Consider the following 13,697-nt stretch of genomic DNA (forward strand, 5'->3'; position numbering starts at 1 on the left):
GCAGCTTAGATGGTAACAGCGTGCCTATTTGGCTTTTATTTAAATTTTTTTTAAATTTCGACGCCGCCCAATGCTGCGCAGTTTACAGGTGTATTCCACTGCACTGCAGTACCCCAAATCACCGGATGTACAACACGCCAAGGCCAGAAACCGAATCTTTGGCTCGCATTGTAGTTAATGACGACGTTGCCACCGACCTGATGTGCACGCTCTGCAAAACGTGGATACAGCTCGACGACACTGCCGTAAGTACCTTTAGCGACTTTAATGCGTTTTTTAATTTGAAATTGGCTAGAGTCTGGTGTGCCTTTGATCGCGCAGACGTGAAGAGCAGGTTGTTCTGCAGTAGCTGCTTGAACCGTAGCTAGACCCGATAAACTTAGTAGGCACGTTGTAAGTCCAAATATTTTTAGCATGAAATTTCCCTCTTTTAATTATGACGTTATTTGCGGGGGTATTTTAACGTAAAAAAAGGCCACCGTAGTGACCTTTTATAAATTAATTCAATAGATTAAGCAGATTTAACAGCTTCTAAAAGCTCGTTTTGACGGGCTTTCAGTGCAGTTGGTAAACGCTCACCAAGTTTGTTAAATAACTCAGTGTGGCTTTCCAGTTCTTTGATCCACTGATCTTTGTCTTGTGCAGTGACAAGATCAAATTGCTCTTTAGTAAAGTCAGAACCAGTCCAGTTCAATTGTTCGTAAGTTGGAACCAAACCGATTGGTGTTTCAGTCGCTTCAGCACGGCCTTCACAACGATCAATCATCCACTCAAGAACACGCATGTTTTGACCGAAACCCGGCCATACGAAGTTACCTTCAGCATCACGACGGAACCAGTTTACGTTGAAGATTTTTGGAAGTCTGTTGCCAGCAGCTTCTGCTTTAGCACCCACTTCTTCACCCAATTCTAACCAGTGAGAGAAGTAATCAGCCATGTTGTAGCCAGCAAAAGGAAGCATTGCAAACGGATCACGACGAACAACACCTTGTTGACCCACAGCAGCCGCAGTCGTTTCAGAGCCCATGGTTGCAGCTTTATAAACGCCATCAACCCAGTCAAAAGCTTCAGAAACTAAAGGCACTGTGTCTGCACGACGACCACCAAAGATGAACGCAGAAATTGGAACACCCGCTGGATTTTCCCAGTCGGCATCAATTGAAGGGCATTGACCAGCAGCAACAGTGAAGCGAGCATTTGGATGCGCAGCTTTTTCACCAGCAACGTGTGGCTGACCTTTCCAGTTAGTCAGGTTAGCAGGCGCTTCTTTAGTCAGACCTTCCCACCAAACTTCACCGTTATCAGTCACAGCAACGTTGGTATAGATCACGTCTTTGCTTAGCGTAGCCATACAGTTCGGGTTGGTTTTGGTATTTGTACCTGGTGCTACACCGAAGAAACCAGCTTCAGGGTTGATTGCATACAAGCGACCGTCTTCACCTGGTTTAATCCAGGCAATATCGTCACCTACAGTTTCAATTTTCCAGCCTTCATAGCCTGCTGGTGGAATCAACATTGCAAAGTTGGTTTTGCCACAAGCAGACGGGAATGCAGCTGCGATGTAGTGTTTTTCACCTTGTGGGTTGGTCACACCAAGGATCAACATATGTTCAGCTAACCAGCCTTGTTGACGGCCCATTGAAGATGCAATACGTAAAGCCAGGCATTTTTTACCCAACAATGCGTTACCGCCGTAACCAGAACCGTAAGACCAGATCTCACGAGTTTCAGGGTAATGAACGATGTATTTTTCAGGGTTGCAAGGCCATGCAACGTCTTTTTGACCTTCTTCTAGCGGAGCACCTACAGTGTGTACGCAAGGAATATAGTCGCCATCTGTACCAAGAACATCATAAACAGCTTTACCCATACGAGCCATTTTAGACATGCTTACAGCAACGTAAGGAGAATCAGTAAGTTCAATACCGATATGTGCAATATGGCTGCCTAAAGGACCCATAGAGAACGGGACAACATATAAAGTACGTCCTTTCATTGAGCCATCAAATAAACCATTCAGGCGAGTACGCATCTCAGCTGGAGCTTCCCAGTTGTTTGTCGCACCTGCATCTTCTTGTTTTTCTGAACAGATATATGTACGACCTTCAACACGAGCAACGTCAGAAGGATCAGAATTAGCTAAGTAAGAGCCAGGATGCTTTTCTGCATTAAGCGCTTGCATAGTGCCGTTAGCGATCATCAAGTCGATATAACGTTGATATTCTTCTGCGCTACCGTCACACCATTCAATTTTCGCTGGCTTCGTTAATTTTGCAATTTCTTCAACCCATGCAATAAGCTTAGGGTGTCGAACGAATTCTGGTGCGTTCACTTGGGTCATGGTGAGGCCTATCTCATATGTGTACAATTTGAATGTACAAAGTACAATCCAAGCAATGGGATACACCGCCTGGATGAAAATATAAAAAAAAGTGGCTGTATTAAAGCATAAAATCATAAAAAAAATAAGACTTAAGAAGTATGTAAAATAGGAGGAGAGATAAGCTTTATTTTATTTTAAATATATTTAAAACAATAGCTTATGATTTTTAAATAAGATTTGAAATGGTATTTTTCTATGTTATGAGGATTATTTATTTAAATTATTTTCTTTAAAAACAGTGTGTTAATGATATTTTTTTTATGAGAATTATTATTGATTAAATAAATGGTTGTCATTCGAATTTTACATAAAGAGGCTTTTAATTGCTGATAATTTGGACAAGATTAGAGCAATTGCTTCAAAAAGATATGAAAATGTCAGAACCTTTAAAGCCCTTATCACTCATATACAATGAAAAGTCCGGGTTTCACGCCGCGAATAAAGATCAAGTCTTTGAGCAGCTTATGACAAATTTAACTGCTTATGGCTATGAAATTCAGGCTTTTGAAATTGGTGCAGAAGTGAGTTTTGATCATTTGATGAACAAAATCATTTTACGCCATCAACAAGCCCACGAGCTTGGGGTTATCGTTGCAGCAGGGGGAGACGGGACCTTAAACGCAGTTGCTGCGAAACTTATGGAAACTGAAATACCGATGGGGATCTTGCCATTAGGAACATTTAATTATGTGGCACGATTACTGAATATTCCACTCGATCTATTAAAAGCTGCTGAGGTGATTGCCACAGGAAAGATGCGTGAAGTGCATGTGGCACAGATCAATGATCATATTTATTTAAATAATGCCAGTTTAGGGTTATATCCTTTATTTATTCAGAAACGTGAACTCTATAATCAGCGCTTTGGTCGTTTTGCTTTAAATGCGTATATCTCAGGTCTGGATGTGCTCATTCGTGACCGTAAAGAACTAAAACTTGAAGTCGAAGTTGATGGCAAAAAATATCCTGTTAAAACGCCATTGATCTTCTTTGGCAATAACCAGTTGCAACTGGCAGAAATGAACCTTCGTATTGCTGAATCTGCTGAAAAAGGCAAGGTGGCTGGTTTAGTCGTCGCCAAAAGTGATAAACGCACCTTATTTAAAATATTATGGCAATTAATAAAGGGAAACCTGGATAAAGCACCGGATGTGTATAGCTTTTCAGCAGATGAAGTTAAAATTTATTCAAAGAGAAAAAAATTAACGGTTGCTTTAGATGGTGAAATTGTTGAAATACAGCCTCCACTTAAAATTTCAGTGCGTAAAAATGCCTTAAAAATAATGGTGCCTCATGATTCTGCATCTGTCTGATCTGCATTTTGGAACGGAAAAACTCGCCTGTATGGCGGCAATCCGCTTATTTTGCCAAGAGCAACAGATTGAAGCGGTTGTGGTGAGCGGGGACTTGACCCAGCGTGCACGCTATATACAGTTTCATGATTGCAAAAAATTTTTGGAAAGTTTAAATCTGCCGTATTTGGTGGTGCCAGGCAATCATGATATTCCGCTGTATCACGTGTGGAGCCGTATCTTTAGTCCATTTACCCGCTATAAATTGTTCTTTGGGCATATGGAAACCACCTTGGAAACTGAGCATTTTTATCTTATTGGGGTAAATAGCATTCGACGGCGTTATCACACCCGCGGCCATATCTCATTGCAGCAAATTCAGCAGGTCGACCAGTCGTTAATGATCGCTCCTGCGGATAAAATCAAACTGATCGTGGCGCATCAACCTTTTTATACCCCGCCGAATGATTCGCATGGGGTGAAAGATTGTCCCATGTTGGGTAGGATGGCCTTGGAGTCTTGGAGTCAAAGTGGTTTAAATGGTTTATTGCATGGCCATCTGCATCAATCGGCAGTCTATGATTTAAACCAGATTTATCATTTAGGCGCAGCACATCCAGTACTGGATATTCATGCAGGTACAGCGACTTCATATCGTCTACATCATGGCTTACCGAATAGTTTTAACGTCATTCATGCAAATGCAGATGTGCAGCACTATTATTTTGATGAACAGCAAAAAGAATTTGTATTAAAAGAAGAAAATGTTGAATAAATACAGAAATATTTGAGATCGAATAAAAAATATACAAAAAACAGTATTTTTTTTTGCTTGCCCCCTTGAAGCGTTTTTTTCCATCCCCACCAAAGTGTCATCGAAATTATTTTTTGATGATGACCGATGGAATAACAAAGTCATCATTACTTCACTATAAAAGACTTAGTCTGATGGAGTTTCCAATGAGCAACATTCGTCCATTACATGATCGCGTAGTTATTCGTCGTGTTGAAGAAGAAACTAAAACTGCTGGCGGTATTTTACTTCCGGGTTCTGCTGCTGAAAAACCGGCTCAAGGTGAAATTATTGCAGTAGGTAATGGTCAGATTACTGACAATGGTGTACGTGCTTTAGACGTTAAAGTAGGCGACAAAGTATTGTTTGGTACTTACGCTGGCACAACTGTCAAAGTACAAGGCGAAGAACTTCTTATTATGAAAGAGTCTGACATTTTAGCCGTTTTAGAAGACTAATTTAGACCTGTTTCAGTTAATCAAATCTTTGAAAATTAAAATATTTGGAGTAAAGCATGTCAGCTAAAGACGTAAAATTTGGTGATTCAGCTCGCAGCAAAATGATTGCAGGCGTGAACGTACTTGCAGATGCAGTAAAAGTAACTTTAGGCCCTAAAGGTCGTAACGTTGTCATTGACCGTTCTTTCGGTTCACCACACATCACTAAAGATGGTGTAACTGTTGCGAAAGAAATTACGCTTAAAGACAAGTTTGAAAACATGGGCGCGCAATTGGTTCGTGAAGTATCTTCAAAAACCAATGACATCGCAGGTGACGGTACAACAACTGCAACTGTATTGGCTCAAGCAATTTTGAACGAAGGGATCAAATCAGTGACTGCGGGTATGAACCCAATGGATTTGAAACGTGGTATCGATCTTGCAGTTCGCGCTGTGGTTGAAAACATTAAAGCCACTGCTAAACCTGCTTCTGATACCAAAGCGATTGAACAAGTCGGTTCGATTTCTGCTAACTCTGACACCACTGTGGGTAAACTTATTGCGCAAGCAATGGAGCGCGTAGGTAAAGAGGGCGTAATCACGGTGGAAGAAGGTTCAGGCTTTGAAGATTCGCTTGACGTCGTTGAAGGTATGCAGTTTGACCGTGGTTATATCAGCCCGTACTTTGCAAACAAACAAGACACGTTAACTGCTGAACTTGAAAACCCTTTCATTCTTCTTGTTGACAAAAAAATTGGCAACATCCGTGAATTAATCAGTGTATTAGAAGCTGTTGCTAAAACAGGTAAACCACTGCTTATTATTGCTGAAGATGTTGAAGGCGAAGCGTTGGCTACGCTTGTAGTGAACAACATGCGCGGTATTATCAAAGTATGTGCGGTTAAAGCACCTGGTTTTGGTGACCGTCGTAAAGCTATGCTTCAAGACATCGCGATCTTGACTGGTGGTACTGTAATTTCTGAAGAAATTGGCATGTCACTTGAACAAGCAACTCTAGAGCACTTAGGTACAGCACACAAAGTGACAGTATCTAAAGAAAATACTGTTCTTGTTGATGGTGCAGGAAATGCAGCTCAAATTGCGGATCGTGTTCAACAAATTCGTGCGCAAATTGAAGAATCAACTTCAGAATACGACAAAGAAAAACTTCAAGAACGTGTTGCTAAACTAGCAGGCGGTGTTGCAGTGATCAAAATCGGTGCGGCAACTGAAGTTGAAATGAAAGAGAAAAAAGACCGTGTTGATGATGCGCTTCACGCGACTCGTGCAGCAGTTGAAGAAGGTGTGGTTGCAGGTGGCGGTGTTGCGCTAGTACGTGCAGCTAAAGCACTTGATGGCCTTGTAGGGATTAATGATGACCAAAATGTTGGGATCAACATTTTACGCCGTGCGATTGAAGCGCCACTTCGTCAAATCGTTGCAAACGCTGGTGATGAGCCTTCAGTTGTAATCAACGCTGTGAAAAATGGCGAAGGTAACTTCGGTTATAACGCTGCGACTGGCGAATATGGCGACATGCTAGAAATGGGTATTCTTGACCCTGCAAAAGTAACGCGTTCAGCACTTGAGCATGCTGCTTCTGTTGCTGCATTAATGCTTACAACTGAATGCATGATTACTGATATTCCAGAAGATAAACCTGCAATGCCTGATATGGGCGGTATGGGTGGCATGGGCGGTATGATGTAATTCATACTGATCCTCCGATAAAAAAATCCCTGCAAAATGCGGGGATTTTTTTTAAAGAATCCTATTCAAATGATTCATCCGCTAAGTTTGACTAATTACTTTAATTCTCTATTCTTAAGAAAAACTAATTAATAAATTTTTTATCTGTTTATAACTGGTGAAAATAATGAATAATGAGTTAGAGAATCTAATTATCGGGCAAATTTATGAAGCTGCTTTGGATGCCAGTTTGTGGCCTAAGGTGATTCAACATATTGTTCAATATACTGAAAGTAAAGCTGCCATGTTCACTGCTTTAGATCAATTAAATCCCGCCTATAATTTTATCTATACATATAATCTTCCTCAACAAAGTGTAGAAAGGGGGCAACAGGAAAGAATAAAAAGTATTGATAAGAAGTTACATTTTCCACTATGGCAAAAATTAGGTGTAGGAAATACTTTAAGTCAAAATTTATCGCACTATAGTCAAATGTTGGGTACGGATGAGTTTATTTTTTATGAAAAATGTTTAAAGCCTATAGGGATTTGTTTTATTGCGGCGGTGTTGTTGGATCAGGGCGATCACCAATGGTCTGTACTTGGAATTCATCGGAGTGAGCAAGATCAACCCTTTAGTCAATTTGAATTAGATATTTTAAAAAGGATGGGTCTACATTTACGACGCGCACTGCAAATTCATAAACAATTAAGTTTGGCTCGTTTAGAAAATCATAATTTATACCAAATACTGAATGCAGCAAAAACTGGTATTTTACTGATTGATCTAGATAGAAAAGTGCATTATCTCAATCAAAAAGCCCAATCTATTTTTGAAAAATCTAACGTAGTTGAACTGGATAAAAATAATCGAATTAATGTGAGCAAGACAGCTCAACCTGATTTAGAACAATTAATATTGAGCACTAGACTTAAATCTGAATATACAAAAAAACAGGTCGGCGGGTTATTGGCATTAACGGATCAAGCTGGTCATAAGTTTATGCTCACTGTTGCACCTTTTAACAGTACGCAGCATTTTGCAGATTTAAAAGACCATTTAAATGAGTATATTCTTCTCTTCATTACTGAAACAGAAAAAAAATATACCCTTGCCGTACCTTACTTAAAGAAAGTTTATGGGTTGTCGAAGAAGGAATGTGAATTGTGCGAATTATTTGTTAATGGATATAACCTTGAGCAAATTTCAGTGCATTGCAACTTGGCATTAAGTTCAGTACGCACCTATCTAAAAAATATTTATGCAAAAATGCAGTGTAATACCCAGGTAGAGTTTTTATATAAATTAATTGGCCTTACTCTAGATTTCGAGCATGTAAGTTAATCTATCCAGAACCTAATTCTGGATAGATATATCTTGATTATTATTCGGTAGCAACAAGAGTGTCAGTAGTCTCAGTAGCTAGGAAGTCTTTATTAAAAGTATATGAAATATCACCGCTGACAAGAGTTAAAGATCCAGTAGCAATCGTGTAGGTAAACGCTGGATAAAGCGTTGTGCCATTGACAAGTCCTGAACAGCCAGTGGTATCCACTATAATTTGAGTGGCAATCACAGTTCCATTGGTCGTGGTGTATTTGCCGTATTCAACCCCTGGTGTCGGTGTGTCACATTCATCATTTGCTAAAGTGTCAATATACATATAATAACCGTCACTAAAGAATGTGATTGCATTTGTATCATTGAACCAGTTGTCCTGAAGATTGTTTGCAGTTGTGCTAATCCGTTTTAATTTATTTTCACCATTCGTTACACCAGATTCGACTAGCGTTACGTTGGTTCGATCATAATTTAAGGTAAACGGTACTCCTCCATTTGGATTAGACAGTCCTAGATCGCCATTGGTATCAATTTCAATTACTGGATTAATTTGTCCAGTAACTGGATTCCAGTCCAATGTGCCGGATTCTACGCCACTACTTGCCAGATTAGTTCCATCTACGTCTCCTAATATATATTGTCCAGAAGGCGAAATATGAATAACTACAGCATCCTGACCGGTATGACTCAACTCCCAGCTTCCAGCAATATCTTTATAGAAGGCATTTTCGGAATTAGTGAGTGCAGTTTCTAATGCAATTGGAGTTTTATTAAGTTCGGTAAAAACAGGATCTGTAATAAATTGCTCATAAGTCTGGTTGAAATTGATGGTGTTGTCAGCCAGTGCGGCGAAATCAGCATCGCTAATTTGAATCCCATTATCGTGATTCGCATCGGTATCAAGTGTTTGCAAGAAAACGATAATATTTTGACGGACATTTTGTACTGTAGATAATTGTAATGGAGTGACTCGAGAAGAAGCAGGAATTGAATCGCCTAGCTGTACACCACCAATAAAAAACTTAATGGTATCACCCGCTTTATAGTCAAAATAACCTTCCGCATTGGTTTTAGCTTTTATACCGCTACTTGTTTGATATTCAACGCCCGATACTGGTCCATCAACGAGTTGTCCCTGTTGAGTGGTAGGGGTAGGTGGTGGGATAAAATCGTCATCATCATCGTCATTACATGCTGTAAGTAAGCCCGCAATGGCAAATGCCAAGAGCACTTTTTTCATTTTTCTACTCCATCAACCTTTGATTATTGTGCATAGAGCATAAACAAGCTGAATGGGCGCAAAATATCCTCAAATTGGGATAAATAAATTATTTTTCGTCACTTTTTATAACAACGTAATAAGTTGTAAAAATTAAGAGAACTATTTTGTGTTGTTATTCAAATGATTTAAAAAATGAAGTGAATTTTTAAATACATTAAGCTACAGCAATTTTTAGATATAAAAAATCGTTTTACTTTAATTTTTTTAATATTTACTAACTATATTCAATTATTTAATTTTGATATAAGCAGGTTGAGAAGAATCTGGATAAATAAATACAATCAACTCATGTTGAGTGCTATTGGATTTGATAGGCGAGCTTGGGTTATTTTTAATCGTAGCAATATATTCATTATTTTTATTATCCACTAAAACAATATCGCTGTTGCGTAATTTAAGTGGTCGATCTGACTGATTATTAATTTCAAAAAAATACGTCAATTGAGTGCTTTCAATACCATTTAATTGTATTTTTTCCGATTTAAATAAATCAGCCTGTATATCTACGTATTTGAGCGCATTATTGACTTGAATATTTTGCACTTGAGGAATCTGGTATTGTTCAAAATTTTTGAATGGGTTTTTATTCTGATCCAATAATTCTATCGAATGCTGATGTAGAGAAAAATAACGATTTTTTTTAGTTTTATCATCACTTAATTGTAATAAGTTTGAATTTTGCTCATCGAAAGTAAATGTTCCTGACGACTCTTTTTGTTTAATTTTTTGCTTTAAAAAACTAATTTCTTTTAGGCTGTAGGTTTGGTTTTGATGAAGTCTGAGTGAAATGAGTTTCTTTTCACAAGTATCACAAGGAATAAATGCTTTGTAATAGCCAACCCAATCTGGCACTTTAACCTGTATAGGTTTTGAAGGTTGCTCAGGAAGACTAACTTTTTCACTCAGTGATGATGTACTCGTATTATCGCAGCCATTTAAAAGTAAAATGGAAAAAAAACTGAGGGTAATCATCGCTTGTTTCATAAGAGTCATTTAATGAAAAACATATTTTTAAACATAATCATAACTGAATGATCTCGCTAGTATTAAGTCATTAAATAAGTGATTTATTTGTAGCAAATCGTGACCGATAGCAGAAAATCCAGAGGCTAAAAATCCATATTTCAGCCTCTTGATGCAGAGAAAAAAGGCAACTAAACTGGTTAAGAACTTTTTTGGAGCTTGTAGTTTAGCTTTGAATCTATGGCTTTTCCTGTATCTATATCACGTGCTTCTACAAAATTTTCACCGACAAAAAATTTACGATTATCACCGGCTTTATCTAAGCTAATGATCGATGGATTATCCTGATCGAAGCTAAAAGTCCCTTTGACTTTAAATTCGTTGTTCTTTCCTTTACCCAAGTATTCTTCTGCTAATTCATAAGTTTTATCTGCTTTCAACTCGAGATCGGTTTTAATTCCTTCACAATCCGCACAGGGGAAAACACCTTTATATTCACCCGCCCAATCGAGTGAAGTTTCTGCGGTATCACCTAATGAGGTTGCAGCTTGAGTGTGCGTTGGCTGCATGGATTGAGTTTGAGTGACCGTATTTTCAGGTGCTTGATTACTTGCATTAATATCGGTATTTGGTTTGCTGCATGCAGTTAATGCAATAGTGATAAGAGGCAGGATTAATATTGTTTTTTTCACGCTTTAGTTCCTTTTATAAGAAAATTTAACTTTTAAAACTACGTAGAAAAGCATATTTATTAAAGAACGATATTGTTCATGCTTTGTTATTACTTATAGGTGTTTTTAAAATAGACATTACTGTTTTTCGCTTAACTTTTATTGATTAAACTCAATTTTTCCTAAAAAAATATTTTTTGCGGTGGATAAAGGTGAAAATAAATATATATTTCATTTAAATTGAAAGTTATACATTTATATATTAATTGATCATTAATTATTCATGTGGAGCTATCTTATTTTAGAGACATTGTTAGAATCTGCACACTTTATTAGGGTGTGGTGTTTTTGTGTTCGAAAAGTTAGCTGAACAAAGTCTAGAAATGATGGGTTGGGAAATTGATAACCATTGGCCACTTGATTTGGATCAGTGTGTAATGATTGCTGCACCTCACACCAGTAATTGGGATGCTTTATATGCCCGTTTGGCTCTAAAAGCTTTAGGAGTGAATGTCCGTCTAACAATTAAAGACAGCTATATGAAGTTTCCATTCGGGCCATTCGTACGTGCTTTGGGCGGCATCGGTATTGACCGTACCCCAAAAAAACAAGGCGAGCCGCGCCTAAGTATGGTTGAGGTTATGACTGATTTATTCAAACACCATCCAAAATTGGTAATGCTGGTAACACCTGAAGCAACACGTGCAAAACAAGAACAATGGAAAACCGGGTTTTATCATGTAGCAACGGGTGCAGGCGTGCCTATTGCTTTGGCGTATATGGATTACGCCAAGAAAAAAACTGGGGTAGGAAAAATTGTATATCCTACTGGGGATTATGAAAGAGATATGGCCGAAATTATGGATTTCTATTCAAAAATCCATGCTAAGTTTCCGAAAAAATTTAGTGTTGATAAGCGTTATTATACTGAAGCATAGTTTCTAAAACGACAGGGAACGTATCCCTGTCTTGCTTTAAAACGTGGCGAAATTTATAAATTGAAAAAACTTGCCTCAACGTTTCATAATTTGCCAATCAGTATGTGATTTGACACTTTTTAGTCATCCACAGGCCTGTAGAGTCTTCACTTAAACGGATGAAATATACTTATTTATTTGCTGTTGGACTAATACCACCTAAATGCTGGCAAGCTTCCTGATAAATGCCATATTGTTCCTTAATTACATCGGTTAAGGGAACATCAAATAACTTTTCACCTTCTTTATAACTTTGCACATAAGATTCGGCTTTTTGACGGCTAGAAGCGAGTGATTGTTCGTGAAATGAGGTAATGGAACTATGCGTCATTTGTGTGCTTTCAATTTTATTGCATTTAAAATATGAAAGCATTTTTTCAGCATGTTTGACATCGCGAGAAGTACTTAAGCTACAGCCGGTTAGCAGAATTATCCCTGCTAAGCAAATCAAGGTTTTCATTTTTAGAAAAACTAATGGACGGGATGAGTTATTGTATAAAGTTTTCTCTCACATTAATGAAATGTCGAATACCAATTGGATGTTTTTTGATTAAATGATATTTATCTCATTTTTTAAAATATAGTTCAGGGAAAATCATTTTAACTCGCTGTATGTGAGTTTTAAATATTCTCTCGATCGATAAATTTAAAACAAAGTACTAAAGATTAAGAAACAGCCAGATGCAAATAATAAACTTAATACGGTATGTTTAAATTGCCGCTCTGAAATTTTATAGAATAATTTTGCTCCCAAGATTACAGGGAAACTGACGCTAATTAACAGGATAGCCATATAAGGCAGCAGTTGTATTTCGAGTGTGCCTTGGAGCAAATAGGCAACCAAGGTAAACACCTGAATGCCAAAATTGAAATGCCGTAAAATATAACGTTGTTCTTGTTTGGATAAATTTTTCAGCATGACCCAGGCTGAAGGAAGCGAACCACAAAATCCGCCTAGACCACCCAGTATTCCACCGATAAATCCCACTACGCCATCTGCAAATTTCCCGGACTGTTGCAGTCTTGGAAATTGCGGGTTGAAGAACATGAGCGGGCACCATAGCGCCAAAAATAAGCCCAAGATTAGTTTAAATGTTTCTGGCTGAATAATATCCAGTAAATAAGTGCCTAAAGGCACCCCAGTCAGCCCGGCAATTAAATAAGGCAAGATCAGGGTTTTATTCAGATGAGGATGCTTTTGTTCATTGGATAATGAAATGATATGACTCCATACCGAAGCAAATACCACTAGAGGAGCAGCAATTTGCGGAGACAATACCCATACCCAGAAAGACATGGCAATTAAGGCAAAAGCAAAACCTGTGAGTCCTTGTACAAAACCTGCGACCATTGCACCAAGAATAAATAGCAGCCAAGTCATAGGGATAAGGTCATAAGGAAAGGCAGCAGTATTCTAAAGATCAGGGCAAAAGCCAAGCTTATAGTTAGCTGTATTTATGCAAATCTATGTCAAAGTTTTGATAAAAGGATTGAATGAAATATTAATTGAATATATTCACTATGCATAAAAAATGAATAAATCACTACAAAAGAGCAACAATCGCTCCGTTCATTTCTCCATTAAATCGTTTGATACTGACATAGTGCAGTAAGAGGTGATGGACATGATGAAAAAAATGATATTACTTTCTGTATTGGCAGTGTCTTTAAGTGGCTGTGTTGTTGATCCTTATGATGGCGATTATCGTGATCATCGAGACCGCAACGGACATTATGATCGACAACATGGTGACCGAGATTGGAACAATAAAGACCGTCCGGACTGGAACCATGACAGAAACGATCGAGACCGAAACTACAATCGTTAACAGGTCTATAAGCCAGATCTTGAATTTTTAAACTACA

14 protein-coding genes are annotated in these 13,697 nt (G+C 38.2%); 7 read left to right on the forward strand and 7 right to left on the reverse strand.

Features of this window, described 5'->3' with window-relative positions; translation table 11 throughout:
- Positions 1-50: 50 nt before the first annotated feature.
- Entirely contained in the window at positions 51-416 is a 366-nt protein-coding gene (locus AC3CAU_RS07390) for a hypothetical protein (protein ID WP_447054163.1), read from the reverse strand.
- Positions 417-511: 95 nt separating this feature from the next.
- A complete protein-coding gene (locus tag AC3CAU_RS07395; RefSeq protein ID WP_447054164.1) occupies positions 512-2,341 on the reverse strand; it encodes a phosphoenolpyruvate carboxykinase (GTP) in 1,830 nt (609 codons plus the stop codon).
- Positions 2,342-2,757: 416 nt separating this feature from the next.
- Between AC3CAU_RS07395 and AC3CAU_RS07400 the strand changes: the two genes are divergently transcribed.
- From AC3CAU_RS07400 to AC3CAU_RS07420, 5 genes are all read left to right on the forward strand, one after another.
- Positions 2,758-3,696, forward strand: coding sequence for a diacylglycerol/lipid kinase family protein (locus tag AC3CAU_RS07400; RefSeq protein ID WP_447054165.1), 939 nt, complete (start codon positions 2,758-2,760; stop codon positions 3,694-3,696).
- Entirely contained in the window at positions 3,677-4,450 is a 774-nt protein-coding gene (locus tag AC3CAU_RS07405) for a metallophosphoesterase family protein (protein WP_447054166.1), read from the forward strand. The genes AC3CAU_RS07400 and AC3CAU_RS07405 overlap by 20 nt, the downstream gene beginning before the upstream one ends.
- A gap of 185 nt (positions 4,451-4,635) precedes the next feature.
- Positions 4,636-4,926 carry a co-chaperone GroES gene (locus tag AC3CAU_RS07410; RefSeq protein ID WP_131213838.1) on the forward strand — a complete coding sequence of 97 codons (291 nt, stop codon included), beginning with the start codon at positions 4,636-4,638 and terminating at the stop codon, positions 4,924-4,926.
- Positions 4,927-4,982: 56 nt separating this feature from the next.
- The gene (gene groL / locus AC3CAU_RS07415) at positions 4,983-6,617 is read left to right on the forward strand and encodes a chaperonin GroEL (protein WP_447054167.1); all 1,635 of its coding nucleotides are present in this window, start codon (positions 4,983-4,985) and stop codon (positions 6,615-6,617) included.
- A 166-nt stretch (positions 6,618-6,783) separates the two neighbouring features.
- Complete coding sequence (locus AC3CAU_RS07420) at positions 6,784-7,941, forward strand: helix-turn-helix transcriptional regulator (RefSeq protein WP_447054168.1); 1,158 nt, start codon at positions 6,784-6,786, stop codon at positions 7,939-7,941.
- Positions 7,942-7,981: 40 nt separating this feature from the next.
- On the opposite strand, the gene AC3CAU_RS07425 is transcribed toward AC3CAU_RS07420, so the two are convergent.
- The 3 genes from AC3CAU_RS07425 to AC3CAU_RS07435 form a co-directional block, all read right to left on the reverse strand.
- Complete coding sequence (locus tag AC3CAU_RS07425) at positions 7,982-9,178, reverse strand: hypothetical protein (protein WP_447054169.1); 1,197 nt, start codon at positions 9,176-9,178, stop codon at positions 7,982-7,984.
- Positions 9,179-9,448: 270 nt separating this feature from the next.
- Positions 9,449-10,204 carry a copper resistance protein NlpE N-terminal domain-containing protein gene (locus tag AC3CAU_RS07430; RefSeq protein WP_447054170.1) on the reverse strand — a complete coding sequence of 252 codons (756 nt, stop codon included), beginning with the start codon at positions 10,202-10,204 and terminating at the stop codon, positions 9,449-9,451.
- Positions 10,205-10,383: 179 nt separating this feature from the next.
- Positions 10,384-10,875: a copper resistance protein NlpE gene (locus tag AC3CAU_RS07435; RefSeq protein ID WP_447054171.1), complete on the reverse strand. Its 492-nt coding sequence runs from the start codon at positions 10,873-10,875 to the stop codon at positions 10,384-10,386.
- Positions 10,876-11,204: 329 nt separating this feature from the next.
- Here AC3CAU_RS07435 and AC3CAU_RS07440 point away from each other — a divergent pair, with 329 nt between their 5' ends.
- Positions 11,205-11,792, forward strand: coding sequence for a 1-acyl-sn-glycerol-3-phosphate acyltransferase (locus tag AC3CAU_RS07440; RefSeq protein WP_424621736.1), 588 nt, complete (start codon positions 11,205-11,207; stop codon positions 11,790-11,792).
- Positions 11,793-11,961: 169 nt separating this feature from the next.
- Here the strand turns inward: AC3CAU_RS07440 and AC3CAU_RS07445 are convergent, their stop codons facing one another.
- Both AC3CAU_RS07445 and AC3CAU_RS07450 read right to left on the reverse strand, forming a co-directional pair.
- Positions 11,962-12,291 carry a hypothetical protein gene (locus AC3CAU_RS07445; RefSeq protein ID WP_447054172.1) on the reverse strand — a complete coding sequence of 110 codons (330 nt, stop codon included), beginning with the start codon at positions 12,289-12,291 and terminating at the stop codon, positions 11,962-11,964.
- Positions 12,292-12,477: 186 nt separating this feature from the next.
- Entirely contained in the window at positions 12,478-13,212 is a 735-nt protein-coding gene (locus AC3CAU_RS07450) for a sulfite exporter TauE/SafE family protein (protein WP_131213823.1), read from the reverse strand.
- 244 nt (positions 13,213-13,456) lie between these two features.
- Here AC3CAU_RS07450 and AC3CAU_RS07455 point away from each other — a divergent pair, with 244 nt between their 5' ends.
- Positions 13,457-13,660, forward strand: coding sequence for a hypothetical protein (locus AC3CAU_RS07455; RefSeq protein WP_447054173.1), 204 nt, complete (start codon positions 13,457-13,459; stop codon positions 13,658-13,660).
- The last annotated feature ends 37 nt before the right edge of the window (positions 13,661-13,697 follow it).

Source organism: Acinetobacter sp. GG23 (assembly GCF_057766365.1).